Raw genomic sequence first — 24,733 nt, 5'->3', positions numbered from 1 at the left:
ATTTCAAATTTTGGCAGTCAGTAGCGAAAACCCGGAGAAGCAACAATGCTTCTCCGGGTGATCTTTGAAGGCTTAGGAGCCGCCGCCCATTACAGTTTCTTCTGCAACGGTGCTTTGAACTGTTGCCAGCTCTGGGTCGGATACCAGACCGTATTCAGCCAAAGGACCATCGGGGCCTGCGATTTCGTCGGCGACGAAGAACTCAGCATATTCTTTCAAGCCGGGGATCACGCCGATGTGAGCCTTTTTGACGTAGAAGAACAGCGGGCGCGACACAGGGTATTCACCGGTCGAGATGCTCTCAACCGAAGGAACAACACCGCTCATTGTGGCAACGCTCAGCTTGTCTGTGTTGTTTTCGTAGAACGCCAGACCAAATACGCCGATACCGTCTTTGTTGCTTTCGATGCGGGCCAATGTCTCGGTGTAGTCGCCATCGATGTCGACAGATTTGCCATCGGTGCGGATCGCGATACAGGCTTTCTCGGCGGCTTTCTTGTCGTCGCCATTGGCAGCTTTGAATGCTTCGAAGTCGCCTGTGGCTTCACAACCGGCCAGGATCACTTTTTCTTCGAACACTTCGCGTGTGCCGTGCTTGGTGCCTGGGATATAGGCTTGGATCGGCTGATCAGGGAAGCTGGCGTTGACTTCGTTCCAGTTTTTGTTCGGGTTTGCAACGATTTCGCCATCAACAACGATGGTTTCGCTCAGTGCTTTGTACCAGTCTTCGGGGGTGAATTCGAATGAGTTGCCGTTGATGTCGGACGCGAAAACAATGCCATCATAACCGATACGAACTTCGATAATGTCTGTCACACCGTTTTCGGCACAGGCTTTGACTTCTTTTTCTTTGATTTTGCGTGATGCGTTTGCGACGTCGATTGTGTTCTCGCCAACACCTTCACAAAAACGCTTGAGACCAGCAGAAGAACCACCGGATTCAACAACAGGCGTTGGGAAGTCAAAGTTTTCACCGAACGCTTCGGCAACGATTGATGCATACGGCAGAACCGTGGAGGAACCAGCAACCTGTACCTGATCGCGGGCAACAGCAGCTGTTGCACAAACGGCGGAAATGGCCAGGGCGGACGTAGTGATTTTAACGAGCGACATGATGTCTCCTGTCAGCTTTGAATTTTTGACCACCCCCATGGTGGTCCTCTCGCAGCACTAGGGCTTCTACATTTGGCTTTTGTGACAGTAGTGTTACAGTTTTATGACAACGCAAGAAACTGTTATCTTTTTAAACGCGATTAGTCTTGGGCCGCGTCCAAGGGCAAGATCACCGTGAACTGACTGCCTTTTCCAAGCTCGCTGTCGATTTTCAAACGTCCTCGGTGGCGGCTTAGGATATGTTTCACAATCGCCAGCCCCAGCCCCGTCCCGCCAAGCGCGCGGCTGCGGTGGCTGTCGGCACGGTAAAACCGTTCGGTCAGGCGCGGAATGTGCAGCGGATCGATACCGGGGCCGTGGTCGGTGACGGTGACCCGCACCGCGGGGCCGCGCAGGGATGGATCGCGCAGGGTTGTTTCCACGTCAATCTCGACGGTTTTGCCGTTACCCCCGTATTTGATCGCGTTTTCGATCAGGTTGGTAAACACCTGCAACAGCTGATCGGAATCGCCGATCATCGGCAGATCGACATCGGCCATGCGGGGCAGCAACGTCACGTTGGCCTCGACCGCCAAGGGGTTCAAATTGCGCACGGTTGATTGCACCACATAGCGCAGGTCGACCTTTTGCGTGGGCCGCAACCGTTCTTCGGATTCAACCCGGCTGAGCGACAGCAGATCGCCCACCAGACGGTTCATGCGCTCGGCCTCGCCGGTCATGATCCCTAAAAACCGGTCGCGTGCGGGGGCATCATCGCGTGCGGGGCCGCGCAGGGTTTCGATGAACCCCATCAAGGCCGTCAGCGGCGTGCGCAGTTCGTGGCTGACATTGGCCACAAAATCGCGGCGCATCTGGCTGGCTTTGGCCAGTTGGGTGATGTCCTGAAAGCTAAGCAACACATAGTCGGACCCGTTCACCTTGCTGACATATACCTGATACCGGGTGTCATTGCCCCCATCGCTGGACAGGTAATGCGCCTCGCGGGCTTTGCCGTCGCGCTGGCATTGCTCAACGGCGTCCACCACAGTGGGCTGTCGCAGGACATTGATATAATGGCGGTCCAATGCCGCGGCCCCGACAAGGGTCTGCGCCGCTGTGTTCATGGCGACAATCCGTTCCTCACGATCAATAGCAAGGGTCGGCAAAGGCAATGCCGCCAGCAGATCGGGCAAGAGCGGGCGGATCACCATCGGCTAGACAGGCACAAGATCGCGGCGGAAACGGCGCGCGTTTTCCTGGTAATGCTGGGCACTGGCCGTCAGCCCGGCAATCGCAGCCGCGTCCAGTTCGCGCACAACTTTGCCCGGCGCGCCCATCACAAGCGACCCGTCGGGGATCACCTTGTTTTCCGTAATCAACGCCCCTGCCCCGATCAGGCAGTTTTTGCCGATCTTGGCCCCGTTCAGAATTGTCGCCCCCATCCCCACCAGTGAATTATCCCCGATGGTACAGCCATGCAGCATGACCTTGTGACCGATCGTGCAGTTTTCGCCGATCGTCAGCGGGCAGCCCGGATCGGTGTGAAAAACGCAGTTTTCCTGCACATTGCTGCCTGTGCCGACTTTGATCAGCTCGTTGTCACCGCGCAGGGTACAGCCGAACCAGACCGACGATCCGGCCTCTAGCGCAACATTGCCAATCACATTGGCATCAGGGGCCACCCACGCATCTGCATCAACAGTCGGCGTCAAATCGGCTAGGGCATATAGGGTCATTCTGTTTCCTCAAATTCGGCTTGCAGGGCGCGGACATGATCCACCAGATTGGGCTGCTGGGAAAGCCGCAAACGTTCTGCCACGATGATCGCCTTTAACCGGGCCTCGGTCTCGGCCAGATTATCGTTGATCAAAACATAGTGGTAGCCATCCCAATGGCTGATCTCGTCCCAGCTTTTTTCCATGCGCAAGCCAATGGTTTCGGCGTTATCCTGACCACGGGTTTCAAGCCTACGGCGCAGTTCGCGGATGGTTGGCGGCAGGATAAAGATAGACAGTACATGCTGCTTGAGAGCGGATGTACTGATCTGTTGCGCGCCTTGCCAATCGACGTCGAACAACACATCGCGGCCTTCGTCGATTGAATTCTGCACCGGCCCTTTGGGTGATCCGTAATAATTGCCAAAGACCCGCGCATGTTCCAGCATATCACCAGAATTCACCATGGTGCGGAACTTTTCTTCGTCGGTAAAGAAATAGTCTTTTCCGTCGACCTCGCCCACGCGGGGGGTACGGGTGGTGGCAGACACAGAAAACTGCAGCGACGGGTCCCAATCACGCAGCTTGCGCGCAAGGGTCGATTTACCGGCCCCCGACGGTGAGCTGAGGATAATCAAAAGGCCGCGACGATCGCTCATGTCTGTCTCCACATACTAGGTTGGACGGACAAAGAAAGCATGAACTGGCGACTGTCAACGGGCTTAGGGCAAATTCCAGCGCGCATAACTCCGGTTTTGATCAGCGATCCCTGCGCCAATATGTGGCGCTGATCTGAGTTGTTTTATCCAGGCCCAGACCCTTTTTGAAATGCGCGCGCAGGGATTGGGCGTTGGCAAATTCACCGGCGAAAAAGGCATATCCTGTCTCGCCTTGCTGGGTCAGGCGTTCAGCCATTGCGACGACATTTTGTTCAAATTCATCTGGTGACAGGGTGTGAATGTTCAGCCCGCTGTGCGGCAGATAGCTGCGATGATCCACGGATGCTGGCAGCGCCACGACCATGTCACCCACTGCATCTTGCGGCAGTCGCGACAGCAATTGTGCTACCGCAGGCAACCCCGTGCCGTCAGCCGCGATGAAATAGGATTTGGCTTTTGGCAGGCGATCCATACCCGTTGGCCCCATCGCCCCCACCAATTGGCCCGCGCTGGCGTTTTGTGCCCATTGCGAAACGATCCCCGTACCGTGGCGGACAATATCAATATCGACCTCTTCCAGATCGGCACGGATGTTTTTCAAGGTGATATAGCGGGCGTGCAGCTGGTCTGCACCGACAGGCCAAACCGGCGCGCCGTTTTCCCCCATTACCGGCCAGACCGGCACACGCGACGGATCGCACGGCAGGATCAGGCGCAGATGAATTCCGCGGGTCTGAAGGGTTTTGATGTCGGGATAATGCAACGTAACCCGCTGCATCCCGTCAAACACCTGTTCGCTTTTGCGCACTGTCAGGACACGGAAATTTTCGGGCGTGTTGCCAATAGCTGCCTGCTCGTTATTCCAGCGGATGCTTTCGGCAGCGGCGGTGTCAAATTCCTCAACATGGTGAACGATACCTTCCTTGGTAAAGCTCATCGCGTGTTCGTCAGGTGCCTCAAGGCGGATGCGCAGGCCAAGGTGCTGAGGGCGAAGTTCGATCCTGTAGCCGTCATTTTCAAAGCTATGTGCGCCATCATCGGCAACGTTAAAGAACATCCCGTGATCATCCCGCATATGCGCAACGAACTGCCCCAACAGCGCCTGCGGCGCAGCGAGTGAAATTGTGGTTTCTGCGGTGGTTTTTTGCATAGCTGACCTATGGAATGACGGCGAAAATGAGGGTCTGGATTAATTTGGGTAAGGGCGGCGTATCACGATGCGCCGCCCCCCAATTGCTTACCAAGTATGGGCCAGCTTGACCTGTACTTCGCGGCCTGGGCTGTAGAAGTCAGCATAGAAACCGCCGTAGGATACGTGCTTTTCGTCGAACAGGTTGGTGACGCTGGCAGACAATGTTGTCTGCTTGGTTAGGTCATAAGACACGGCTGCATCTACGACGATAAAGCTGCCCGTTTCGCCTGACGCATTCGTATCGTCAAAGTAATAGCCGCCGTTAAAACGCAAACCCAAGCCAGCGGTCAGATCACCGCGCCCTACGTTTTCCCAAGTACGGCTGCCCCAGATCGACGCGATGTGCGAAGACACAAGCGCCGGGGTATTGCCAACATTGCCCGACGTGCCATTTTCGACGATCTCGGCATCAAGGTAGCTATAGGATGCGGTGAAGTCATAGGCACCGATCTCGGCCTTTGCCTCCAGATCGATCCCGCGCACACGGACTTCGCCGATTGCCTCGGACAGGTTGGTCACAGGGTTGGTGCGGGTGATGTTGGTCTTGGACAGCTGATAGACCGAGGCCGCGAACAACGCGTTGGTGCCGGCTGGGCGCCATTTTGTACCGAACTCGATTTGATCGCCTTCCTCAGGCTCTACCCCTGCACTGGCAGGAACGACCGATTGCGCATAGCTCCCGTACAAGGACACCTCGGGCGTGATCTTGTAGGTCAAACCAACCCGGCCGGTTGTCTCAGAGATGTTATTCTCTGTCGTCGCATTCGTGTTGTTGTTCTGCTCGGTGATGTCGATCCAGTCGTGACGCAGACCAAAGGACAGGATGGTTTTATCGCTCCAGTTCAGCTCTTGTTGCACGTAAACCGCCCGGCTGTCGGTTTCGGTATCAAGATTGGCAAAGTTCGCCACAGTTGCAGGTGCGCCCGTGTAGACGGGATTGTTCAGATCAATCGACGGGGCGGCCCCCCAATCACGTTTGTCCGTGGTTTCGGCATGCGAAAATTCGATACCGGCCACGGTCGTGCTCTTGGCGTTCGCGATGACGCTGTCATAGGTCAGGTGCGCATCGGCGATAAGCGCTTTGGTCGTCCCTGCACTTTGAAAGAACGCGCGGTTCACCGTGGTGCCAGTCGCACCAGACACATAGGCATAGCCAAAGTCGTCTTCGCGATCGATATAGCGCAGGTTGCCCGAGAATTTCAGCCCGTTGCCAAAGCTATGGTCGGCCATAAGCGACACAGACGTCCGCGAGGCACCGCGGTAGTTATAGTCGGGTTCGCCAAAGAAATCGGAGCCGCGATCAAAGTCATAACCGACGGGAAAGCCGCCGCTGCCAGGCACATAGTCGCGGTCAACGTGATCCACAACGAGGGTCAGTTCGGTCGCGTCAGACGGGCGCCACGTCAGCCCACCCATGGCAAAGACTTCGTCGTTTTCAGAGGAAGGGTATTCCAGTTCACCGTCACGCAGCAGCCCCGTGAAACGATAGGTCAGCGTGCCATCTTTGTTCAGCTTATCGCCAAAATCCAGCCCCACCTCTTTCGTATTAAAGGAACCAAGTTGGGTGTAAACTTCGCCGAATTTTTCATCGCGCGGTTTTTTGGTGACATAATTCACCGCCCCGCCGGGATCCGAGATACCAAAGCTTGCCGAATTCGCACCTTTGAACACTTCGACCCGCTCGTAGGCAAAGGGTTCTTCGCGGAAACCGCCAAAGTTTTTACCGATCATCAGACCGTCGCGGTATGTGTGGGCATTAAACCCGCGAATGGTGAAATAGTCGAACCGGTCATCAGCGCCATAGCTGTCGGTCGACGCACCGGCGGTGTAGTTCAGCACTTCTTCGACCGTATCTGCGTTGCGCTGTTTGATCTCTTTGCTGGTAATGACCGAAACGCTGGCAGGGATGTCCAACAGATCGCCTGAAAACTTGCCGCCCGCATCAATCCCTGTTGCCACCACCGATTCCGCATCAGAAGCGCCTGCATAGGTACCCTCTGCCTCCAGGGTAACGTCATCAAGCCGGTATGAATCTTGGGCGATAGCCGCAGCTGGCAACATCGCCGTGCAGCACATCAAGACCGACTTGAGGGAGGCGTGCCCAAAGCGTAGCGGTGAGGAATTAGAACGTAACAATGGGAACTCCAGTATAATTTAGTGAATCACTAAGGTAATGCTATAAAACGCCTGCGCCTTGATCTCTACCCTTAATGTACTATTTTAGTTGGTTATCGTTATGCGGCGTCATTTTTTGTGCGACCGACCTTGTGACGGCCAATCGGAACCATCGCTGGCGTGTCTGAAACCGGGTCGTTGATGATACGACACTCAAGCCCGAAAACGTCGCGCACCAGCCCTTCGGTCAGGATATCGGCGGGCGCGCCCTCGGCGTAGATCCCCTTGTCGGCCACCGCGATCAAATGATCTGCATAGCGCGCGGCAAGGTTCAGATCATGCAAGACCATCACGATCGTGGTGCCCCGGCTTGTGTTCATATCCACCAACACGTCCAGCACATCGATCTGGTGGGATACATCCAGAAAGGTCGTGGGTTCATCCAGCAACAGCAGTTCGGTCTCTTGGGCCAATGCCATGGCGATCCAGGCGCGTTGCCGCTGCCCGCCTGACAACGTGTCCAACTCGCGCTCTGCCAGCGCTTCGATCCCCGTCGCTTTCAACGCGTCGGATACGGCGCGGTCGTCGTCATTGTTCCACCGCGAGAAAAGCCCGTGGTGCGGATGGCGGCCCCGCCCGACCAGATCAGCAACCGTAATGCCTTCGGGCGCGATGGGCGATTGCGGCAACAGCCCCATGATCTGCGCCACCTCGCGCGACCGCATCTGATGCAACGATTTGCCATCCAGCAAAACCGTCCCAGACTTTACCGGCAAAATCCGCGCCAGCGTGCGCAACAACGTCGATTTACCCGATGCGTTACCGCCAACAATCGCGGTGATCTGCCCGGGGCGCAAACCAAGGGTGACGTTTTCAAGGATCGTGCGTTTGTCATATCCGGCGCATAGCGCCTGCGCCTCAAGGGTTCGGTCAAAGCTCATATTGTGCCCCCGTTTCGGTTGGTGCGCACGATCAAATACAACAGAAACGGTGCACCAACCGCCCCCGTGACCACGCCGACAGGCAGCCGTGCGGGCAATAAAAACTGCCCCGTGAAATCGCCAGCCAGCACAAGGATCGCGCCGACAAGGCCCGCAGCCGCCAAAATACCCCGTGATCCGCCCAACACGCGCGCCGCAATGGGCCCCGACAAAAACGCGACAAATGCGATGGGGCCCGCAGCCGACGTGGCAAAGGCCACCAGCCCGACTGCCGCCAAAGTGACACGCAGGCGCGTTGCCTCGGTATGCACGCCAAGGGCACGGGCCGCGTCATCCCCCAACCGCAAGATATTCAAGTCGCGCGCGCTGGCGGCCAGAAGCCCGCCGAAGACAATCAGCGCGCCCAGCACAGGGATGACATTTGCCAATTGCGCGCCGTTTACGCTGCCCGTCAGCCAGCGCATCGCCTCGGCGCGGTCCCACGCGGGTGCCTCAAGCAACACATAGGCCGTCACACTGTCCAGCATGGCCGACACGCCAATCCCGATCAGGATCAACCGCGCGCCAGCGGCACCGCGATGGGACGACAGCGCCCAGATCAGCGTCGCAACCAGCAGCCCCGACACAACAGCAACGGCAGAGACCAACCAGCCATCAAAGGCCAGAATAACAATCGCGAACACCGCTGCGGCCCCGGCACTGGCACTGATCCCGATGATGTCCGGGCTGGCCAGCGGGTTGCGCAGCATCACCTGAAACGCGACCCCGCCCAAACCAAAGCACAGCCCCGTTGCAACAGACATCAGCGCCCGAGGCAGACGCAGGTCATTGACCACAAATGTGGCCCCGGATGCGTCATCTCCCATCAAGGCCGCGATCACATCATGGGGGGCAAGGCACCCGCGTCCGCAGCTAAGGGTGACGGCCATCAAGATCAGCACGGTCGCGATCAGCAAGGCGACGACAACCACGCTGCGGCGGTTGACCCGCTGACGGATCGCGCTTTGCACAGCACCGGATAGTTCTGCCGTTTGAACGCTCATAGCCCGCGCATCCTTTGCCGCCGTACCGTCCAGATAAAGAACGGCGCGCCGACAAAGGCCGTGACAATGCCCACATCCAGTTCATTCGGGCGCGCAATGATCCGCCCCACTACATCGGCCATCCCCAGCAGGCTGGCCCCGCCAAGCGCCGACAAGGGCAAGACGATCCTGTAATCAATACCCGCGATCATCCGGCACATATGCGGCACCACAAGTCCGACAAATCCGATCGGGCCACACAGCGCTGTTGCCGTCCCGCACAGCACAATCGCCCCCGCTGCCGCCATCGCGCGGCCCCACGCCACGTTTTGGCCCAGCCCCGCGGCCATTTCTTCGCCCAAGGCCAACGCATTAAGAATGCGCGCCGACCCCAAGCTTAGCAAAAGCCCGATGGCAAGGAACGGCAGGCTGGGCAGAATCGTGTCGAACCGCGCGCCACCAATGCCGCCGACCTGCCAAGATTGAATGCTGCCCGCGATGTCATTGCGCGGCAACACCACCGCAATGATAAACGCCGATGCTGCGATAGAAGTAGCCGTGCCCGCCAACGTCAGCTTGAGCGGCGTCGCCCCGCCCTGCCCGGTTGACCCGATGGCATAGACGAAAACCGCAGCACAGCCCGCGCCCGCAATACCGAGCCACAGAAATGTTGTAGCACCACTTATGTCGAACCAAGCGATGCCCACCACCACGAACAAGGCAGCACCCGCATTCACGCCCAAAATCCCCGGATCGGCCAGCGGGTTGCGGGTAATGCCCTGCATCACCGCCCCCGCGATCCCCAAACCGCCGCCCGCCAAAACCGCCAAGGCGGTGCGCGGCATCCGCACGGCGACGGCGGCGGCACCGATACTCTCGATCCGTCCGGTCAGCCCCGCCCATACCTCGGGCCATGGCACGCTGCGTGTTCCGACGGCCAGCGACAGCCCGACCGTCGCCAACAGCAGTGCGACCACAAGGATCACACGCAGGGCTTTATTATCGCGGGTCAGGGTCATTACTCGCTGCGTGCGACAGCATCTGCCAGACGGGTCAGATAATCGTCGAGCACATAATCAATCGAAAGCGGCGTCGGATTGGCCGCAGTCCCCATCGGATCATTGGCAAGCAAAATGACCGACCCACGCGCAATCGCCGGAAAACGCGCGATCAGCGGGTTTTTCACCAACTCGGTCAACCGCGCCATATCCCCGTATGTCACGACAACATCAACGTCGTTGAACAAATCGATCCGCTCGGCGCTGACGCGGCCCGAGTATTTGCCCGCTTCGCTGGCTTCGCGGACCGCCCGGGGCGTCGCCATGCCGAGGTCTTCCAAGAACTGTACCCGCTGGTCGGCAGCGGCGTAAAAACCAATCGTGCTCAGGTCGCGAATGTCCAGATGGGTGACAAACATACCGGTTTTCCCCTTAAGCTGGGGATAGTCCTTAAGGGCATTCGCAATCCGCTCTTCGATTTGCGTCACCATCGCCTCGCCCTCCGCCGCCATGCCAAGGCCCGCCGCGTTCTGGCGGATCATCTCGCGCCAGGTCGTGGTCCACGCGCCATCGGGGTAAGCAACGACTGGGGCGATCCGGCTCAGCGTGTCATAGTCGGATTGCGAGATACCCGAATAGGCCGCAAGGATCACATCGGGGTTGGTCGAGGCGACTGCCTCGAAATCGATGCCGTCGCCCTCGTCGAACAACACCGGGGTCTGCGCGCCCAACTCATCAAGCTTTTCCGTCACCCAAGGCAACAACCCGTCGCCGTCATCATCGCCCCACGACGCGCGCGCAAAACCGACGGGCACAATGCCCAAGGCCAGCGGCACCTCGTGGTTGGCCCAGCCGACCGATGCCACCCGGGTGGGGCGTGTTTCGATTGTTGTTTGCCCAAACGCATGGTCAATGGTGACTGGGAATTCTTGCGCCGCCGCTGACGTTGCCCACAATGCGACACTGATGTTCATCAAAACGCGTAACATGAAACTTCCTACTCTGATTATTTGATACGTGCTGAGGGGGCGGCGGGTCTGACCGGCGTACTGGTCCGGCCCTAGCGCCCTTTGATCTTGATCGTGTATTGACGTCGCGCGCCTGCCGGCGGTTTCGGAAATGGCGCGGCTTTGCGGATCAGCGTGAGCGCCGCCTGATCCAGCGCGGCAGACCCCGAACTGCGTGCAATCGAAACGCCGCCCAGACCGCCGTTTGCCGCGATTGTGAAGGCGATGACGGCCTCGCCCTTGGATTTGACCCGTGGTTTGCCCACCCGCGAGATCCGGCGCATCACTTGACCGGGATAGTTGCTTACGGCGGCATTACCAGCCTGAGAGGCGGCCTTTTGGGCGTTGCCTGTCGTTGTCGCCTTGGCATTCTTGTTTGTGCCGGTATCCGCGCCTTTGGTGTTATTCCGCTTTGCATTGCCCCGCGCAGTGGCCTGCTTGACGGGTTTCTTTTCAGGTTTTTTCTTGACGACCTCGGGGGCCTTTTCCTTGGGACGCGGGGATTCGACCGGTGCTTGGGTTTCGGGTGTCTTGGCGACGATTGTTTCGGGTTTGGGGGCCAGCGCCGTGACGGGCGTGGTGGGTGCTGCGGGCACCGGGGTTAACGCCGCCATCACGGTTGGGGTCGGTGTCACCTGCTGTGTCAGTTCTGGCGCCGGCGTCGGGGCTGGCGTCGCAATGGGTTCGGCCTGCACGGGCTGCGCCTTTACAGGTTCGACGGCGACGGGTTCAACGGGCGGCTCTACCGCTGTCTCGGCGGTCAGGGCCGTCAAGGTGCCAACCGCCATATCCTCGAATGTTGACCCCATTCTGGCTTCGACCTGAGGACCGCCGCCCTCCATTTCAATCTGTGTCTTGGGCACGCTCAACTGCGCTGCCCCCGCAACGATACCCGTCGCTAGAACAAGCGATACGCCCTTGGCGAGATGAGATCGAAAAATCATTCCAAAGCCCTTTTTGTGACCAGCATGACCCGCTGTGCCCCTGCTGTACGCAGCGCGCGCGTGAGGGTGACCAGCGCCGCTGCGGGAAGTGCGCGATCGGGAACAAGGCGCACGGTCTCGCGGTCTTCGTCAGACAGGCTTGCGATAAAAGTCGCGGCATCGGCCTGATCCTGTCCTTGAAAGCTGATCCGCCCGTCAGGATAGACCACCAGCGCGTTTGGCGGTGCTTGGCCTTCTAGTTCGCGCGTCTCGACCAACGTCAGTGACGGGTCAAGCGGCTGCGCCAAGGTGCCGGCGACCATAAAAAACACCAACATCAGAAAAACGATATTGATCAAGGCGATCGTCGGCTCGCGTTGGGGTTTGGTTTTGGCGAATTTGCGCATATTATCCCCCCAGAACCGAGACCTGCAAAGCAGGAAAACCACGCAGCGCCACCAGCAAATCCGTCAGCCGTTGCGCATCAACATCCGCCCCAAGCGAGACCAGCAAAACCGTGCCTTCCTTGGCCTGCCCCAAGGCAGAAGACGCCAATGCGTCAAGCCCCAGATCATCCCCGTTCAACCGCAAGGTTTCGGTGCCAAGTTGCATAAACAACGGCTTTGCATCGCTGGGGGCGGCCGACCCCGGCCCCGCCGCCGCCAGTTCAACCTCGGAGAATTTAGAAAAGGTCGAGGTGAGCATGAAGAACAAAAGCAGCAAGAAAATAACGTCGATCAGCGACGTCATCGACAATCTGCGCCTGCGGGTGCGTGGCCTAGCCATGGGCTGCAACTGCCCCGTCAAATGCGCCGCTACCTGCCTTGCGGGGCACCGCACCTGTCGGGTGCAGCACGGTTAGTATGGCCTTGTCAGCGATCACGCGTTCGGCCTCCATCCGCTGTTCAAGCCAGCTGAGGATCACGGCGGTGGGCATCGCGACGACCAGCCCAACGGCTGTCGTCAACAGCGCAACCCAGATACCACCCGCCAAGATCGACGGATCAACCTGTGATCCGGCGGCCTGCAAGGATTGGAACGCTTCGATCATCCCCAAGACCGTGCCGAACAACCCCAACAACGGTGCCAGCTGCGCCACGGAATCCAACAAGCGGAAACCGGTCTCAAGCTTGGCAAACTGGGCCTCGGCCTCGGCTTGCAGCCGCTCTGCGCCGCCTTGAGGCGATGACATCGCCAGATCGACGACAGGAACCAGATAGCTTTTGGAACGACCCAACGCCGCGCGTGCGGCAGCGCGGTCACCTTGATCCCAGGCAGCAACCGCTTGGGACAGCGCGGTGTGCCGACCCACGGCAGAACGCCAGAATTGCCAGACCTTATAGATGGATACCGCCAGCGTTAGCACCGCCACAGCCATCAGAACGACCACAACCGGACCGCCCGTTTCAGCAATCTGATGCAAAGAGGCGATTATGGAATTCATAATATCCATCAGCCCAGCACCTCGATGTCCGTCCGCGACGAGGGTCGCAGGCCGGTCTCGCAAACATCTGCTGCAATGCCATCGCCTTCGCAGGTGCTGGCACCGTTAAACAGTACGCGGCCCAGATTTTCGCAGCTGGTTTGCGGCACAGCAAACTGGCGGACACGGGGACGTCCGGGCGGCAATGCCCCGAAATCGAACAAGGTCAGACGGCTGACCTGGCCTTCCTTGTCAAACAGGGCAACCTCATAGACGGCTTTCTCAACAGGCGTTTTCAACCCATTTGTGACCATAAAGGAAAGCGTGCAGGCGTCGGCGCTTGTCTCGGCTGCGTTCAGTTCAACCGCGATGTGGCCGCTGGTATTCGCCTCTTGTGCGCAGGCGATCTGCGCAGACAAAACAAGCGGTGCCGCCAAAAAGGCGAAACGGAAACGGGGCATGGAAACTCCTGACCGGGTAATGGTTATTGTGCTGGCTAAGGCGGCGCGCGCCTTTGGCTGGTCATCGGCGGGGGAAATCGGTGATTTCACCAAACCGCGTGATTCCACGCTTGCTACCAAACAAACACCGGACGGACAATCCCGACTTTTATACTCAACTACTGTTTTCCGGCACTAAAATACCGCAAGGCACAGGAATCCCTGTCACATCAAAGTCGTGTGATCACCTTTACTGGCGCGGGCTATTCCACGTTTTGCACTTGCTCGCGCATCTGGTCGATCACGGCCTTCAAAGCCAATCCAACCCGTGTCAAATCAGTATTCTGTGCCTTGGAACACAATGTATTCGCTTCGCGGTTGAATTCCTGCATCAGGAAATCCAGCTTGCGGCCCACTGCGCCGCCCTGCCCCATCAGTTCACGCGCGGCGCTGACATGCGCATGCAAACGGTCGATTTCTTCGGTGACATCCGCCTTGACCGCGATCAGCGCCAGTTCTTGTGCAATGCGTCCCGCATCCATGCCGTCACTGTTTTCCAGCACCCGCGCCAGATTGCGTTTCAAGGTCTGTGCCATCTCGGCTTTGCGTTGTTCGGCCAAAGCGGCGGCTTGCGTGGTCAGGGTTTCGACCTCGGTTAGTTGCGCCTGCAACACCTGTTCCAGCGCCGCCCCTTCGCGGGCGCGCATGGCATTGAAATCAGCCAGAACCACGGCAAATTCGGCAAGCAGCGTTTTGGACAGTGTTTCCACATCATCGACTGTGGTGGCTTGTTCCAACACGCCGCGCATGGTCACGATATCGCTTGCTTTGGACGGGGCAAGCGACACGCCGGCATCCATTGCGCGCGTCTCGATTTGCTGAAGCGCCTCCAGCACCGTATCCAGCTGGGCGGCGTTCACCGTCAATCCGCCGGTGTTTTCATCACGCGCGATCCGCAGGTTACATGATATATTGCCCCGCGCGATTTGCGCGCTCAATTGCTTGCGCAGCCCGACCTCAAGCCCGTCAACCCAATCGGGAACGCGCAGGCGCAGATCCAACCCCTTGCCGTTGACCGACCGCAGTTCCCATCCCCAGCTATGGGGGGCCAATGCGCCATTGGCTGAGGCGAAACCTGTCATTGAACGTATCATAGGGGATCCTGTCGGCTGATGTGTCTGGGATGCTTTAAAAGCCAAAGCGCGATTTTGGGCAAGCCCTCCTGCCCATCACATATGCGCCCTTTCCCTATCAAGAAGTTAACCACTTCAAGAGATTTGTATGCAAATTTGCGATGAAATCGTTATAACAAACTCAAGATGGCGTCATCGAGCCGCCTTCAAATACGAGCGACGGCCCGCGCAACTTGTGATTGCCGAGCAGATCAAACACATAACCGAGACGAGCTGAATTCATGTATGAGAACCCAAAAGACGCCCAGAATATCGTCAAGCTGACAGATTTTCACACAGGCCACAGCTTTGCCGCGGTCGCCCAAGTCGAAGCATATTGGGAAGGCTTGCGTCAGGATCGTTTGCTGCCGAAGCGGTCGGACATAGACCCGCGCGGGATCGAAGCCGCGCTGGAATATGCCTTTATCCTTGAACGCGTAGCCCCCGGCGTGGCCCGGATGCGCATCGCGGGCAGCCATCTCAGCGATCTGATGGGGATGGAGGTACGCGGCATGCCGATCACTGCATTCCTGTCGACTGAATCGCGCCGCAGGTTCAGTGACATGCTGGAAGAACTGTTTGCGACCCCTGCCGTCGGCAGCCTTGCCCTGCGCAATGAAACAGGTGAGGCCGAAGGGCGCATGATCTTACTGCCCCTGAAAAGCGACATGGGTGATGTCAGCCGCATGTTGGGCTGCTTTGTAACCAAAGGTGATATTGCCGCTGACCCGTGCCGGTTTGATATCGAGAATATTCAAATCCGCCCCATTGCGGTCAATCAGCCAGCCGTTGATCCGGCACCGCAGGCCCCCGTCGCTGAAACGCGACGCCCCGCCCCACGGCCAGCCACAACAACAGGCGCAACCGGCGTTCCCTATCTGCGCTTGGTCAAGTCCGACAGCTAACAACCGGCAGGCAGGTAACCCCTGCGACTACCGACCATATAAAAAGGCCGCGCATCATAACAATGCGCGGCCTTTCCGTTTATTCTGACAGTGACTTAGATTGCGACTTTGGCTTGATGTGCCGTCCGGCGTGCCGACAGTTCCTCGGCCACGAGGAACGCAAGTTCCAGCGACTGGCTGGCATTCAAACGTGGGTCACAGGCGGTGTGGTAACGATCTGACAGGTCTTCATCCTGTACAGCCCGCACGCCACCGGTGCATTCAGTCACATCTTGGCCGGTCATCTCGAAATGCACACCGCCCGGAACGGTCCCCTCGGCTGCATGCACAGCAAAGAATTCACGCACTTCGCGCAGAACTGAATCAAAGGGCCGCGTTTTATAGCCGCTGGACGATTTGATCGTGTTGCCATGCATCGCGTCACAGGTCCAAACCACGTTTGCGCCCTCTTCCTGCACGGTTTTGATCAGACGCGGCAGGTGTTCACCCACATTGCCTGCCCCGAACCGCGCGATCAGGGTCAAACGCCCTTCCTCGTTTTGTGGGTTCAGCTTTTTCATCAACAGCTTCAGGTCGTCGCTGGTCATGGTCGGGCCGCATTTCAAACCGATCGGGTTTTGTACGCCGCGTGCAAATTCCACATGCGCGCCGTCGGGCTGACGTGTGCGGTCGCCGATCCAGATCATGTGGCCAGAGCCCGCCAACCATTTACCGGTTTGGCTATCCTGACGGCACAGCGCCTCTTCATACTCAAGCAAAAGCGATTCGTGGCTTGTATAATATTCCACCGATTGCAGGGTATGAGCCGTCTCGGACGTGACACCAGCCGCCGCCATGAAATCCAACGTGTCGGAAATACGGTTGGCAATGTCGCGGTATTTCTCGGCCTTTTCGCTTTCGGTAAAGCCCAAGGTCCAGCCGTGCACCTGATGCACGTCCGCATAACCACCCGTTGAAAACGCGCGGATCAGGTTCAGCGTCGCTGCCGCCTGAGTATAGGCGCGCAACATCTTTTGCGGATCTGGAATGCGGGCCTCTGGGGTAAACTCCAACCCGTTGATGATATCACCACGGTAGCTGGGCAGCTCGACGCCATCGACCACCTCGGTCGGGGCCGAACGCGGCTTGGCGAACTGGCCAGCCATACGTCCCACTTTGATCACCGGCACCTTGGCACCATGGGTCAAAACGATCGCCATTTGCAGCATGACCTTGAAGGTATCGCGGATCATGTCACTGCTGAACTGCTCAAAGCTTTCGGCGCAATCGCCACCCTGAAGCAAAAACGCATCGCCACGACCTGCGGCTGCCAGATGCTTTTTCAACCGACGTGCTTCGCCTGCAAAAACCAACAACGGATACCGTGACAGCTCTGCCTCGACCGCCTGCAACGCAGCTTGGTCTGGATAGTCGGGCATCTGGATCCGCGGTTTGTCGCGCCAGCTAGATTTTGTCCAATCGGTCATGTTGTCTCTCCGAAGTAGGCATCGCGCCGGGTATCGGCGCTAACGGTTGAGCCAACGGTATACAAAAGCCTGAAGCTAGAGACCAGAACCGAATTCCGCCTATTGACCTTCCCCCTGCCGCGCGGGCAAGGTTTTGGGCAGGTTTTACGGGAGAGAAACCTGGTCAACGAAAATTTCTACGATATTGAAAGAGCAGCGATGTCAGACACGCAATCGGCCATTCGCGTTCCGGTCAATGAAGACAAGCCGAAGTTGTTTGTTTTTGTCTTGCTCGAGAACTTCACCATGCTGAGCTTTGCGTCGGCTGTTGAATGTTTGCGCATTGCAAACCGTATGTCCGGCCGCGAGGCATATAACTGGCGTTTGATCGGCGAAGGCGGGACATATGTCAGCAGCTCTGCCGGTGCGCAGTTCACGCTTGATGGCGATCTGGACGAATTGCGGCGCGAAGACACGTTGGTGATTTGCAGCGGCATCGACGTGCAAGCAGCCACCACCAAAAAGCTATTGGGTTGGCTGCGCCGCGAGGCCCGCAAGGGCATGATGGTCGGCGGGCTGTGCACTGCCGCCTTTACGCTGGCAAAAGCCGGGTTGCTCGATGGCAAGAAAGCGACGATTCACTGGGAAAACCAGGACAGTTTCACCGAAGAATTCGAAGACGTGACCCTGACCAAATCGGTTTTCGTGGTTGATGGGAACCGCATGACCACTGCCGGTGGCACATCATCCATTGACCTTATGCTGAAACTGATCGCCGATGATCTGGGCGAAGAAATGGCGAATTCGGTGGCGGATCAATTGATCTATTCGTCGATCCGCACAGACCAAGACACCCAGCGTCTGTCGGTGCCGACCCGCATCGGCGTGCGCCACCCCAAGCTAAGCCAGGTGATCCAGATGATGGAACGCAATATCGAGGAACCGATCAGCCCGTCGACCTTGGCAAAAGATGTGGGCATGTCGACCCGTCAGCTGGAACGTCTGTTCCGCCGCTATCTGAACCGCAGCCCCAAGCGGTACTATATGGAACTGCGCCTGCAAAAGGCCCGCAACCTGCTGATGCAAACAGATATGAGCGTGATCAACGTGGCGCTGGCCTGCGGCTTTGCCTCGCCCTCGCATTTCTCAAAATGCTACCGTGCGCATTACGACACCACACCCTATCGCGAACGCGGATCACATGCCGCCAGATTGTCAATTTAGCGGCCAGCAAGACGCCCGGCCTTGTGGCGCGCCCGTTTTATTCACAACCGATGACACACGCGCCGTTTTTTGAATAGCCAGCGCAGCTTGACCTACAGTGAACGCTTTATTGCGCTTTTCTTTTCGAAAAACCCCGCATAGGCTTTGCTCAGAACAGAAAAGTTCCAACACGGGAGATAACAATGAAAAAGATGCTTATGGCCACAACGGCTGCAGCACTGCTTGCGACAACCGCCTTTGCGGGCTCGCATTCCAACGACGTAAAAATCGGTATCGTATTTGGCTTTACCGGCCCTATTGAATCGCTGACCGGCCCAATGGCGTCCGGTGCCGAGATGGCGATGAAAGAAGTCACCGACAGCGGCAAGCTGATGGGCGGCGCGACTGTTACAGGTCTGCGTGCCGATTCCGGCTGTATCGACAATGCGCTGGCCGTGGCTGGTGCTGAACGTCTGATCGCCGAAGGCATCAACGGCCTGATCGGTGCGGATTGCTCCGGCGTTACAGGTGCGGTTTTGCAGAACGTAGCCATTCCAAACGGCATGGTCATGATTTCGCCCTCCGCCACATCGCCCGGTCTGTCCACAATGGAAGACAACGGCCTATTTTTCCGCACCTCCCCATCGGACGCGCGTGAAGGTCAGGTTATGGCAGAAATCCTGCAAGAGCGTGGCGTGAAATCCATCGCCCTGACCTATACCAACAACGACTATGGCAAGGGTCTTGCTGACGCGATCCAAACCTCGTTCGAGGCCATCGGCGGCGAAGTCACTATCGTTGCAGCCCACGAAGACGGTAAAGCAGATTACTCTGCCGAAGTTGGCGCGCTGGCATCCGCTGGCGGCGACATCCTGGTTGTTGCGGGTTACCTTGACCAAGGTGGTCCTGGCATCATCAACGCGGCCCTTGATACCGGCGCATTCGACACATTCGGTCTGCCAGGCGGCATGATCGGTGACACATTGCCCGGTCGTATCGGCGATGACCTGAACGGTTCTTACGGTCAAATCGCGGGTTCCGAGGGTCAGGGCATCGATGTTTTCACCAAGATGGCTGAAGACGCCGGCTTTAACGGGACATCGCCTTACACACCTGAATCCTATGACGCAGCGGCGCTGTTCATGTTGGCGATGCAGGCGGCAGAATCCACAGATCCAGCCGTTTACGGCCCCAAGATCCTTGATGTGGCAAACGCACCGGGTGAAAAAATCTATCCTGGTGAACTGGCAAAAGCGCTTGAGCTGATCGCAGCTGGCACGGACGTTGACTATGTCGGCGCATCCGCGGTCGAACTGATCGGACCCGGTGAATCTGCTGGTACCTACCGCATGATCGAAGTCAAAGACGGCGTGATCGAAACAGTCGGTTTCAAGTAAGCCTTTCTGACAGAAAAATGACAGCAGTCCGGGCAACCGGGCTGCTGTTTTCAAAAGGGTAACCGCGCAACTTACGACGCGGACACAGGGATATTCATATGATCGTCGTTGACGATGTACACAAACACTTCGGTGGCTTTCATGCCGTCGACGGGGCCAGCCTGACCATTGAACAAGGCACAATCACCGGATTGATCGGCCCCAACGGCGCGGGAAAAACCACGCTTTTCAATGTGATCGCAGGTGTTCTTCAACCAACCTCGGGCCGTGTGACCATGGGCGGCGAGGACATTACCGGCCTGCCCCCGCACGAGCTGTTTCACAAAGGTCTGCTGCGTACGTTCCAGATTGCCCATGAATTTTCGTCCATGACCTGCCGCGAGAACCTGATGATGGTGCCCGGCGATCAGGCGGGCGAAGTTCTGTGGAACACGTGGTTTGGCCGCAAACGCATCGCCGATCAGGAACGCGCCCTGCGCGCCAAGGCCGACGAAGTGTTGGAATTTCTGACGGTCGAACATCTGGCCGAGCAAAAAGCCGGTCAAATCTCGGGCGGTCAGAAAAAGCTGCTAGAGCTTGGCCGCACCATGATGGTCGACGCCAAGATCGTATTCTTGGACGAAGTCGGCGCAGGCGTGAACCGCACGCTGCTGAACACCATTGGCGACGCGATTATCCGGTTGAACAAGGAACGCGGCTATACCTTTGTCGTGATCGAACACGACATGGATTTCATTGGCCGCCTGTGTGATCCGGTGATCTGCATGGCCGAAGGCAAGGTTCTGGCCCAAGGCACCCTGCCCGAGATCAAGGCCAACGAACAAGTGATCGAGGCCTATCTTGGCACGGGCCTCAAGAACAAGACCGCATGAAGTACCATTTCGCAGCCCTGACCTTGGCCGCCGCTTTGGCGTTGCCGCAGGCATCTGCCGCCTGCGCGCAATTGTCTGCGGATGTGTGGATGTGCGACCGTGGAACCGCGTGGGAAGCCGCAAAATGGGACGTGGTCGGTGACGGTTCTGCCCGCTATATCGACACCTATATCCTGAATTTCACCGAAGAATGGCCCGGCCACGAGATCACCGACAGCGTGGCCACCCTCGAGGAACAATTCGAGACCTATGACGCCTGGATCGCGGCGGATGGCGGTGCCCCGCTCGAGATTTTGCAGGTCGACAAGATCGTAACCCCGCGCGGTTTGACCCTGCGCCACCTGCAATATGACCAAATCAACGGCGACCGCACCCTAAGTGCTGTGATGCTGTCACAGGTCGGCCCTGCGCGGATCATGCTGTATCTGGATACAGCCGACACAACCCCGCTTGAGGACATGGAAAAGATGTCCTTTGACGTGGCGATGATGCTGCGCGACACCTGCGAGGACCAAATGTCTTGCGCTGACACCATTGACCCGCCCACCAGCGGCACCGACTGAAAGAGACTGACATGAGCGACCCATATGGTGATCGAGGCAACAAAGACCTGTCGATCGGAAATACCAAAGGCCAAGGCACCGCACAGCCCGTCAAACAAGGCGGCAAAAGCCATGCGGCACCCGGTGGCCCCTTCCTGATTGGCGAGGCCATGACGGGTGGCTATGGCAAGGGGCCAGATATTCTGCACAGCTGTACCATCGCCGTTGAAAAAGGCGAAATCGCTGTGATCGTCGGCCCCAATGGTGCCGGTAAATCCACCGCGATGAAGGCCGTGTTCGGCATGCTGGACGTGCGTAAGGGCCATGTTCGGCTGGACGGCGAAGACATCACCGCCCTGTCGCCCCAAGACCGCGTGGCCAAGGGCATGGGCTTTGTGCCGCAAACGTCGAATATCTTTACCTCGATGACGGTCGAGGAAAACCTCGAGATGGGGGCGTTTATCCGCCGCGACGATTTCCGCGATACGATGGCGCAAGTCTATGACCTGTTCCCGATCCTCAAGGAAAAGCGGTTTCAGGCGGCAGGCGAATTGTCGGGCGGTCAGCGCCAGCAAGTCGCCGTTGGCCGTGCGTTGATGACCCAGCCCAAGGTTTTGATGCTGGACGAACCCACCGCAGGCGTCAGCCCCATCGTGATGGACGAATTGTTCGACCGCATCATCGAGGTGGCCCGCACTGGTATTCCGATCCTGATGGTGGAACAGAACGCGCGGCAAGCCCTTGAAATCGCGGACAAAGGATATGTTCTGGTGCAAGGTGCGAATGCCTTTACCGGTACGGGCAAGGAATTGCTGAACGACCCCGAAGTCCGCAAATCATTCTTGGGGGGCTAGACCATGCGTTGGATGATCCCGCTTGCAATTATCGCCTGCACCCCTGCCGTGGGGCAAGAAACATCTGCTGCTGCGGTGGCCGACGAACACAGCATGGCAGAGACCTTGACGCTTGAGACAGCGCCGTTCCGGCAGGAAATAAAACGGCTGTGCAATTTCGTCACCGAATGCGTTGAGAACGAACCCTGTACCGAAACCGAATTCACCCCTGAAATCACGGGGATCGGTGGCGGATTGTCTGCGGATGATCTGGTGGTTCAGGCCGAAATGGTCACCGACGCGGAAACGGTTGAACTGCTGGGCGTCACCTCGGGGAAATCGCTATCGCTGTCGGGTGGCACCTTTGCCGCGCGTCATATGATTACGATCACAGAAAACGGTGCGACACGCTATACCGTGCACTATGCTGACGGGCCCTTTGTCATCAGCTATCTAGGGACATGCAACTAATGGATTTATTGAACGCTTTTGTGGCGCTGGCCAATTACGTGCTGGTCCCCGGCATCGCCTATGGCTCGCAACTGGCACTTGGTGCGCTTGGGGTGACGCTGGTTTACGGCATCTTGCGGTTTTCGAACTTTGCCCATGGCGACACGATGGCGCTTGGGGCGATGTCCGCCGTACTGATCACCTGGGGGTTTCAGTCGATCGGTCTGCATCTATGGGTGCTACCCACGGCGCTGCTGGCCCTGCCCTTTGCGATTTTGGTGACCGTCGGATTGCTGTTGGGCACCGATCGGGTGGTGTATAAATTCTACCGCGAGAAAAAGGCGAAACCGGTGATCTTTGTGATCGTATCGCTGGGGGTGACGTTCATCTATAATGGCATCACGCGGTTTATCATCGGGTCTGACGACAAGAATTTCCTTGATGGTGAACGGTTCATCATCTCGGCACGAACCTTTAAAAAGATGACCGGTCTGGAAGAAGGGCTGGCGATCAAAACCACCCAGGGGCTGACCGTGATTACGGCTATTATCGTGGTTGCGGTGTTGTTCTGGTTTCTGAACAAAACCCGGTCCGGCAAGTCCATGCGCGCCTATTCCGATAACGAGGATCTGGCCCTGCTGTCAGGGATCAACCCCGAACGTGTGGTGATGATCACTTGGATTATCGTGGCCTGTCTGGCGACCACCGCCGGCGTTCTTTACGGGCTGGATAAATCATTCAAACCCTTCACCTATTTCCAACTGCTGTTGCCCATCTTTGCATCGGCCATTGTGGGCGGGCTGGGCAATCCGGTCGGGGCCATTGCAGGCGGTTTTGTCATCGCTTTCTCAGAGGTGACCATCACCTATGCATGGAAAAAAGTGCTGGGGTATATGCTGCCAGACAGCCTTGCCCCCGACAGCTTGGTTCAGCTTTTGTCCACCGATTATAAATTCGCCGTCAGCTTTGTGATCTTGTTGATCGTGTTGCTGTTCAAACCCACAGGTCTGTTCAAGGGGCAATCGGTATGAACGAGACGCTTAGAAACACCGCGCTTTTCGCGATTATTGCGGCCCTTATTGTCTATACCGGCTTTGCACAAAGCTGGAATGCGGCGCTGTTGATCATCTCAATGGGGCTAATCTCCAGCATCATGGCCTTGGGCGTGAACCTGCAATGGGGTTTTGCCGGGCTGTTTAACGTAGGGATCATGGGCTTTGTCGCTTTGGGTGGCCTTGCTGCGGTGCTGATCGGCATGCCCGCCACCCCGGGTGGCTGGGCTGCTGGCGGTTGGGGCATTTTGGGTGCCTTGCTGTTGGGTGCTGCGACTGTGGTGGCAGCCGTTCAGGTGATGAAACGCATGGCCAAAGGCTGGGTGCGCACGCTGGTGGTGCTGGCTCTGTTGATCGGCGGGTTCTTCTTGTTCCGCGCGATCTTTGATCCGTCCGTTGCCGCGGTCGAAGCCATCAATCCTGCCCATACCGGATATCTGGGCGGGCTTGGCCTTCCGGTGATCATCGCATGGCCTGTGGGCGGGCTATTTGCCGCCGGGGCCGCTTGGGTGATCGGGAAAACCGCGCTTGGGCTGCGGTCGGATTATCTGGCCATTGCCACGCTGGGGATCGCCGAGATCATCATTGCCATCCTCAAGAACGAAGACTGGCTGTCGCGCGGTGTGAAAAACGTGATCGGCATACCGCGCCCCGTTCCGTACGAGATCGACCTGCAAAACGATGTGGGCTTTGTTGAACGCGCTGCCGGTTTTGGCTTTGATCCCGTCGAAGCATCGACATTATGGGTCAAATTCTTATACATCCTGCTCTTCGCCGCCGTGCTGCTGATCCTGCTGTGGATGAGCCAACGCGCGCTGAACTCCCCTTGGGGGCGGATGCTGCGCGCCATTCGTGACAACGAAGTCGCCGCCGAAGCCATGGGCAAGGACGTCACCGCGCGGCACCTGCAAGTGTTTATCCTTGGCTCTGCCATCTGCGGGATTGCGGGCGCGATGATGACCACGCTGGACAGCCAGCTGACACCCGGGTCGTATCAACCGCTACGCTTTACCTTTTTGATCTGGGTGATGGTGATTGTCGGCGGGTCGGGCAACAACTTTGGGGCCGTCTTGGGCGGATTCCTGATGTGGTATCTGTGGGTTATGGTTGAACCCATGGGCCTGTGGCTGATGAACCTGATCACCTATGGCATGGCGGATGGGTATTGGCTGAAGGATCACCTGATCGAATCCGCGGCCCATATGCGGTTGATGACCATGGGCGCGGTTCTGCTGCTGGTGTTGCGGTTCAGCCCGCGCGGGTTGATCCCGGAAAAGTAGATTTTCGATTGCAGTTAAAGAAATGGCCTTATCCCAAACGGGATAAGGCCAGCCT

The 24,733-nt window shown here is 57.8% G+C and carries 27 protein-coding genes; 10 read left to right on the top strand and 17 right to left on the bottom strand.

Features of this window, described 5'->3' with window-relative positions; genetic code table 11:
* Positions 1–72: 72 nt before the first annotated feature.
* The 15 genes from KZZ06_RS02595 to KZZ06_RS02525 form a co-directional block, all read right to left on the bottom strand.
* A complete protein-coding gene (locus tag KZZ06_RS02595; protein WP_219578452.1) occupies positions 73–1,113 on the bottom strand; it encodes a substrate-binding domain-containing protein in 1,041 nt (346 codons plus the stop codon).
* Positions 1,114–1,253: 140 nt separating this feature from the next.
* On the bottom strand, positions 1,254–2,303 hold the full coding sequence (locus tag KZZ06_RS02590) for an ATP-binding protein (protein ID WP_219578451.1): 1,050 nt from the start codon (positions 2,301–2,303) through the stop codon (positions 1,254–1,256).
* A gap of 3 nt (positions 2,304–2,306) precedes the next feature.
* Positions 2,307–2,828, bottom strand: coding sequence for a gamma carbonic anhydrase family protein (locus KZZ06_RS02585; RefSeq protein WP_219578450.1), 522 nt, complete (start codon positions 2,826–2,828; stop codon positions 2,307–2,309).
* On the bottom strand, positions 2,825–3,466 hold the full coding sequence (gene gmk / locus KZZ06_RS02580) for a guanylate kinase (RefSeq protein WP_219578449.1): 642 nt from the start codon (positions 3,464–3,466) through the stop codon (positions 2,825–2,827). Before gmk ends, KZZ06_RS02585 begins: the two co-directional genes overlap by 4 nt.
* A gap of 100 nt (positions 3,467–3,566) precedes the next feature.
* Positions 3,567–4,616: a siderophore-interacting protein gene (locus KZZ06_RS02575; RefSeq protein WP_219578448.1), complete on the bottom strand. Its 1,050-nt coding sequence runs from the start codon at positions 4,614–4,616 to the stop codon at positions 3,567–3,569.
* A gap of 87 nt (positions 4,617–4,703) precedes the next feature.
* Positions 4,704–6,794 (bottom strand): TonB-dependent siderophore receptor, encoded by a 2,091-nt coding sequence (locus KZZ06_RS02570; protein ID WP_219578447.1) that lies wholly within the window; start codon positions 6,792–6,794, stop codon positions 4,704–4,706.
* A 98-nt stretch (positions 6,795–6,892) separates the two neighbouring features.
* On the bottom strand, positions 6,893–7,714 hold the full coding sequence (locus KZZ06_RS02565) for an ABC transporter ATP-binding protein (RefSeq protein ID WP_219578446.1): 822 nt from the start codon (positions 7,712–7,714) through the stop codon (positions 6,893–6,895).
* Entirely contained in the window at positions 7,711–8,757 is a 1,047-nt protein-coding gene (locus KZZ06_RS02560) for an iron chelate uptake ABC transporter family permease subunit (protein ID WP_219578445.1), read from the bottom strand. Before KZZ06_RS02560 ends, KZZ06_RS02565 begins: the two co-directional genes overlap by 4 nt.
* Entirely contained in the window at positions 8,754–9,755 is a 1,002-nt protein-coding gene (locus KZZ06_RS02555; RefSeq protein WP_219578444.1) for an iron ABC transporter permease, read from the bottom strand. Before KZZ06_RS02555 ends, KZZ06_RS02560 begins: the two co-directional genes overlap by 4 nt.
* Positions 9,755–10,723: an iron-siderophore ABC transporter substrate-binding protein gene (locus KZZ06_RS02550; RefSeq protein ID WP_219578443.1), complete on the bottom strand. Its 969-nt coding sequence runs from the start codon at positions 10,721–10,723 to the stop codon at positions 9,755–9,757. Before KZZ06_RS02550 ends, KZZ06_RS02555 begins: the two co-directional genes overlap by 1 nt.
* A 71-nt stretch (positions 10,724–10,794) precedes the next feature.
* Positions 10,795–11,685, bottom strand: coding sequence for a TonB family protein (locus tag KZZ06_RS02545; RefSeq protein WP_219578442.1), 891 nt, complete (start codon positions 11,683–11,685; stop codon positions 10,795–10,797).
* Positions 11,682–12,071 (bottom strand): biopolymer transporter ExbD, encoded by a 390-nt coding sequence (locus KZZ06_RS02540; RefSeq protein WP_219578441.1) that lies wholly within the window; start codon positions 12,069–12,071, stop codon positions 11,682–11,684. Before KZZ06_RS02540 ends, KZZ06_RS02545 begins: the two co-directional genes overlap by 4 nt.
* Before the next feature lies 1 nt (position 12,072).
* Positions 12,073–12,450 (bottom strand): biopolymer transporter ExbD, encoded by a 378-nt coding sequence (locus KZZ06_RS02535; RefSeq protein ID WP_368858717.1) that lies wholly within the window; start codon positions 12,448–12,450, stop codon positions 12,073–12,075.
* Positions 12,443–13,117, bottom strand: coding sequence for a MotA/TolQ/ExbB proton channel family protein (locus KZZ06_RS02530; protein ID WP_219578440.1), 675 nt, complete (start codon positions 13,115–13,117; stop codon positions 12,443–12,445). The genes KZZ06_RS02535 and KZZ06_RS02530 overlap by 8 nt, the downstream gene beginning before the upstream one ends.
* Entirely contained in the window at positions 13,117–13,548 is a 432-nt protein-coding gene (locus tag KZZ06_RS02525) for a hypothetical protein (protein WP_219578439.1), read from the bottom strand. Before KZZ06_RS02525 ends, KZZ06_RS02530 begins: the two co-directional genes overlap by 1 nt.
* Between KZZ06_RS02525 and KZZ06_RS02520 the strand changes: the two genes are divergently transcribed.
* Positions 13,547–13,726, top strand: a complete 180-nt coding sequence (locus KZZ06_RS02520) for a hypothetical protein (RefSeq protein WP_219578438.1) — start codon at positions 13,547–13,549, stop codon at positions 13,724–13,726. The genes KZZ06_RS02525 and KZZ06_RS02520 overlap by 2 nt on opposite strands.
* Positions 13,727–13,790: 64 nt before the next feature.
* Here the strand turns inward: KZZ06_RS02520 and KZZ06_RS02515 are convergent, their stop codons facing one another.
* On the bottom strand, positions 13,791–14,681 hold the full coding sequence (locus tag KZZ06_RS02515; protein ID WP_219578437.1) for a YicC/YloC family endoribonuclease: 891 nt from the start codon (positions 14,679–14,681) through the stop codon (positions 13,791–13,793).
* 260 nt (positions 14,682–14,941) lie between these two features.
* Here KZZ06_RS02515 and KZZ06_RS02510 point away from each other — a divergent pair, with 260 nt between their 5' ends.
* Positions 14,942–15,604 carry a PAS domain-containing protein gene (locus KZZ06_RS02510; RefSeq protein WP_219578436.1) on the top strand — a complete coding sequence of 221 codons (663 nt, stop codon included), beginning with the start codon at positions 14,942–14,944 and terminating at the stop codon, positions 15,602–15,604.
* Positions 15,605–15,699: 95 nt separating this feature from the next.
* Here KZZ06_RS02510 and KZZ06_RS02505 read toward each other — a convergent pair whose 3' ends face one another.
* A complete protein-coding gene (locus KZZ06_RS02505; protein ID WP_219578435.1) occupies positions 15,700–17,070 on the bottom strand; it encodes a class II 3-deoxy-7-phosphoheptulonate synthase in 1,371 nt (456 codons plus the stop codon).
* 198 nt (positions 17,071–17,268) lie between these two features.
* On the opposite strand from KZZ06_RS02505, the gene KZZ06_RS02500 reads away from it, so the two are divergent.
* From KZZ06_RS02500 to KZZ06_RS02465, 8 genes are all read left to right on the top strand, one after another.
* Positions 17,269–18,273, top strand: a complete 1,005-nt coding sequence (locus KZZ06_RS02500; RefSeq protein ID WP_219578434.1) for a GlxA family transcriptional regulator — start codon at positions 17,269–17,271, stop codon at positions 18,271–18,273.
* Between the two features lie 182 nt (positions 18,274–18,455).
* Positions 18,456–19,649, top strand: a complete 1,194-nt coding sequence (locus KZZ06_RS02495; protein WP_219578433.1) for an ABC transporter substrate-binding protein — start codon at positions 18,456–18,458, stop codon at positions 19,647–19,649.
* A 98-nt stretch (positions 19,650–19,747) separates the two neighbouring features.
* Positions 19,748–20,521 carry an ABC transporter ATP-binding protein gene (locus KZZ06_RS02490; RefSeq protein ID WP_219578432.1) on the top strand — a complete coding sequence of 258 codons (774 nt, stop codon included), beginning with the start codon at positions 19,748–19,750 and terminating at the stop codon, positions 20,519–20,521.
* The gene (locus tag KZZ06_RS02485; RefSeq protein WP_219578431.1) at positions 20,518–21,084 is read left to right on the top strand and encodes a hypothetical protein; all 567 of its coding nucleotides are present in this window, start codon (positions 20,518–20,520) and stop codon (positions 21,082–21,084) included. The genes KZZ06_RS02490 and KZZ06_RS02485 overlap by 4 nt, the downstream gene beginning before the upstream one ends.
* An 11-nt stretch (positions 21,085–21,095) precedes the next feature.
* Complete coding sequence (locus KZZ06_RS02480; RefSeq protein ID WP_219578430.1) at positions 21,096–21,917, top strand: ABC transporter ATP-binding protein; 822 nt, start codon at positions 21,096–21,098, stop codon at positions 21,915–21,917.
* A 3-nt stretch (positions 21,918–21,920) separates the two neighbouring features.
* Positions 21,921–22,367 carry a hypothetical protein gene (locus KZZ06_RS02475; protein ID WP_257884163.1) on the top strand — a complete coding sequence of 149 codons (447 nt, stop codon included), beginning with the start codon at positions 21,921–21,923 and terminating at the stop codon, positions 22,365–22,367.
* Positions 22,367–23,377: a branched-chain amino acid ABC transporter permease gene (locus KZZ06_RS02470; protein WP_219578429.1), complete on the top strand. Its 1,011-nt coding sequence runs from the start codon at positions 22,367–22,369 to the stop codon at positions 23,375–23,377. Before KZZ06_RS02475 ends, KZZ06_RS02470 begins: the two co-directional genes overlap by 1 nt.
* On the top strand, positions 23,374–24,678 hold the full coding sequence (locus KZZ06_RS02465; RefSeq protein WP_219578428.1) for a branched-chain amino acid ABC transporter permease: 1,305 nt from the start codon (positions 23,374–23,376) through the stop codon (positions 24,676–24,678). Before KZZ06_RS02470 ends, KZZ06_RS02465 begins: the two co-directional genes overlap by 4 nt.
* The last annotated feature ends 55 nt before the right edge of the window (positions 24,679–24,733 follow it).

The sequence above is a fragment of the Sulfitobacter sp. CW3 genome, assembly GCF_019392245.1.
Lineage (GTDB): Bacteria > Pseudomonadota > Alphaproteobacteria > Rhodobacterales > Rhodobacteraceae > Sulfitobacter.
This window is presented reverse-complemented; position numbering and strand designations above follow the sequence as displayed.